The sequence below is a fragment of the uncultured Nostoc sp. genome (genome assembly GCF_964245575.1).
Lineage (GTDB): Bacteria > Cyanobacteriota > Cyanobacteriia > Cyanobacteriales > Nostocaceae > Nostoc.
On the sequence record NZ_CAXTNP010000023.1, the window covers coordinates 42,319 to 45,996 of the forward strand.

Consider the following 3,678-nt stretch of genomic DNA (forward strand, 5'->3'; position numbering starts at 1 on the left):
GATATTCACGATCGCAAGCAGGCAGAAGCTGAAAATCAACGCTTATTAGATATGTTGAATCATTCCAGCGATGCCATCATCGTCCGCGACATGACCGAAAAAATCTTGTACTGGAATCAAGGTGCCGAAAGTCTCTACGGTTGGACGCGTGAGGAAGTAAAAGGCCAATACATTCACGCATTTATTAAAAAAACCTTTCCAAAACCAAAACAAGAAATTATCGCAGAGTTATTAGAGCAAGGCAATTGGGAAGGAGAAGTACAACATCTCACTCATGAGAGCAGACTGATTACCGTGCAGAGCCGATGGACGTTGCAACGGGACATCTCTGGTCAGCCCTGCGCGGTGCTGGAAATTAATACTGACATTACTGCCCGCAAACAAGCAGAAATCACTCTGCGGCAACTAAATCAAGACCTAGAAGCCAGAGTTGCAGAGCGGACGGCTGCGCTGCAAAATACCCTAGCAGAAGCACAGGGATTAAATGCCATTTTAGATAACTTAGCAGATGGTTTGTTAGTGGCAGACACCGCAGGACAAATAACCCACTTCAATCCTGCCTTTTTAGCCATGTATGAATTGACAGCTACCGCCCTCAACGGTCATTACCGAGAATTGCCGATATCTGGTTTAGTAGACCTGGTTGCACGCACTCAGTCCCATCCCCAAGAGGTTTTCTCTGCCGAAGTTGCACTGACCAAAGAACGCATTGGTCAAGCAGTGGCGACTGCCATTTTCAAAAAGACAGTAGACCCAGAACCCTCTGCCTGCTTTGGTTCAGCACTGCTGATTCGAGATGTGACAGCAGAAAAGGAAATCGACCAAATGAAGACCGATTTCATCTCAACAGTTTCCCATGAGCTGCGGACGCCACTGACTTCTGTCCTCGGTTTTGCGTCGATCATTAAAGAAAAGCTGGAAACCGATGTGTTCCCAATGATTTCTACCGAAGACCGCAAGCTTCAGAAAACGATTAAGCGGGTGGCTGACAATCTTAACATTATTGTCTCGGAAGCAGAACGGCTTACGTCTTTGATTAACGATGTCCTGGACATCGCTAAGATGGAAGCAGGTAAGGTGGAATGGCAGATGCAGCCAATTGATCCTTGCGAATTACTGGATTGGGCAACCAATTCTACCGCCGGGTTATTTGAAACCAATGGCTTGCAGCTGGTGTGCGAGATTGAACCTGGACTGCCTCAGATAGTAGGCGATCGCAACCGTTTGCTGCAAGTTTTAATCAACCTGATTTCCAATGCAGTTAAGTTTACCGAATCTGGTTGTATCACCTGCCGCGTCAAACAAGAAAACGACGGTGTTTGCATCAGCGTCATTGATACAGGCATTGGGATTGCGCCTGAAGACCAGCCGAAAGTATTCGAGAAATTCCGCCAAGTTGGCGACACCCTCACCGACAAACCCAAAGGCACAGGATTAGGACTGCCCATCTGTAAACAAATCGTCGATCATCACGGCGGTAGAATCTGGGTTGAGAGTGAACCAGGTAAAGGCAGCATATTCTCGTTTATCATTCCCACCTACGCCAGCGATCAAAAAAATACTGCTAATCTGAATTTGGATACGCTAGTCAAACAACTCAAAGAACACGTCATCACCAAAAATGCTGTGCTGAACCAAAACCGTAAAACCATTTTGGTTGTAGATGATGACGCTAACATTCGGGAATTGCTCCGCCAACAACTGGAAAACGAAGGCTACAATGTTCGCGAAGCAAAGGACGGCATGGATGCAATTCATCAAATCAAAATATCCCGCCCCAATCTCATCCTCTTGGACGTGATGATGCCCCAAATCAACGGCTTCGATGTGGCAGCCGTTCTCAAAAACGATCCTCAAACCGCAGACATTCCGATTATTATTCTGTCAATTATTGAAAACAAAGAACGGGGCTACCATATTGGCATCGATCGCTATCTCACCAAGCCCATTGACACAGAAAAACTCCTCAACGAAATTGGCTCACTGCTTTACCAAGGCACTTCTAGTAAAAAGGTATTGGTTGTAGATAAAAATGCATCAGCCTTAAAAACCCTAGCAGATGTACTGCAAACTCAGGGATACAGCGTAATTGAAGCTTCCGATCCGCAAGAATGCATTTATAAAGCCCTGTCAGCCAAACCTGACATGATTATCATTGATTCTATCTTTTCTCAAGAAGCCGATTTGGTAAAAACCCTACGCTTTGAGAAGGAGTTGGAAAATGTATTTTTTATTATGCTGTCTGAACAGTAATCGCTAGCTAGGGAGTAGGGATTGGAGACTGGGGACTAGGAAGGAATTATTCTAATCCTCAATCTTTAATTTCCAATGCCCAATGCCCAATGCCCAATCCCCAATCCTTAATCCCTATGACCCAAAAAATTCTAATTGTTGACGATGAACCTAATATCTTGATTTTGATGGAACAAGCCTTAGAAGCATTAGAAGATGAGGGTGTTGAACTTCTAACTGCTAGAAATGGAGAAGAAGCTCTCGAAACCATCAAAACTGAAAAACCAAACCTGGTTTTTCTTGATGTGATGATGCCGAAAATGAATGGTTTGCAAGTCTGCCATATTGTAAAAAACGACCTGCAAATGGCTGACATATACATTGTAATCTTGACAGCTAAAGGACAGGAATTTGATAAACAAAAAGGAATTGAGGTTGGTGCAGACTTATATTTAACTAAACCATTTCGCCCTAAAGAAGTACTTGAAAAATCAATACAGGTGTTGGGTTTGTGAGAAAAGTTATGAAGGCTTTTCATCTGCTTTAGCAGTACTTAGAACAATCGGCACAAATCTGGTTACGCTGCCTATCCCTGCTAACACTTCGTTAATAGATCAACGGTTAGCAGTACTCATATCAGGGTACCCGGATTTCTCACCACATCTCTCAAATCCTGCGCTTGTGCAGGGGAGCAGGGGAGAGTTCTTGTACAAGTTCTTTCCCCCTCTGCCCCTCTGCCCCTCAAGCTTGTGAGAAATGCGGGGGTAGCGCTCACCTGCTGCCACATTTTTAGGTGCAACTGCTTCCAGTCGATTCAACTCATGTTCAGTCAAGGTAATTTCGGTAGCTCCAACATTCTCCTCCAAGTCAGGTACGGCGTTTTGTACCACGAATTGGGACAATATCTTTTCCTTATGGGCTATAGGGAACAAACCCAATTCCTATACACTTAGAAGTATTTACTGATAAAAGTAGTTAAAAAATATTTTGAATCAAATAGACTGATAATTGATTTTTATATACACATCTTTATACTGCGGAAAACGCTGTCCTCAATTATGGTCTAAATATTTACACCTTAGTTTGAACATAAGTTTTAGAGAAGTTTTAATCAAATAATATACATCAAATGGCGATTGTTAAAGCTAGACCACATTACTACGACTTCAAATGTATATGCTTTTAAACGTGGCGAACGTGTCTAATGAGGCCAAATTTTATTAGCTTTTTCATTAACTTAACTTTATTAAACTACTTTTGTAATTCAGTAAACACTTATTTTAATAATTCAGTAAATGTAAAGTTATCAGCTTACTTAAAAATAGTATAAATTCAGCTTAATGCTTTCATTATCACAGGCTCTAGCACCAAAATCAGGATTTTTACCTCATAGAAAAAATAATTGATGAATTTATGCACATATAATCTCAATAATTTATAATAGTT

3 protein-coding genes are annotated in these 3,678 nt (G+C 42.0%); 2 read left to right on the forward strand and 1 reads right to left on the reverse strand.

The genetic code is table 11. The features are described from left to right. Both ACFFAP_RS06165 and ACFFAP_RS06170 read left to right on the forward strand, forming a co-directional pair. The coding region (locus ACFFAP_RS06165; protein ID WP_375510398.1) for an ATP-binding protein at positions 1 to 2,253 on the forward strand (2,253 nt) is incomplete at its 5' end. A gap of 116 nt (positions 2,254 to 2,369) precedes the next feature. Next, positions 2,370 to 2,747 (forward strand): response regulator transcription factor, encoded by a 378-nt coding sequence (locus ACFFAP_RS06170; RefSeq protein ID WP_375510399.1) that lies wholly within the window; start codon positions 2,370 to 2,372, stop codon positions 2,745 to 2,747. Positions 2,748 to 2,846: 99 nt separating this feature from the next. Here the strand turns inward: ACFFAP_RS06170 and ACFFAP_RS06175 are convergent, their stop codons facing one another. Continuing rightward, positions 2,847 to 3,134 carry a hypothetical protein gene (locus ACFFAP_RS06175; RefSeq protein ID WP_375510400.1) on the reverse strand — a complete coding sequence of 96 codons (288 nt, stop codon included), beginning with the start codon at positions 3,132 to 3,134 and terminating at the stop codon, positions 2,847 to 2,849. Positions 3,135 to 3,678 lie beyond the last annotated feature (544 nt).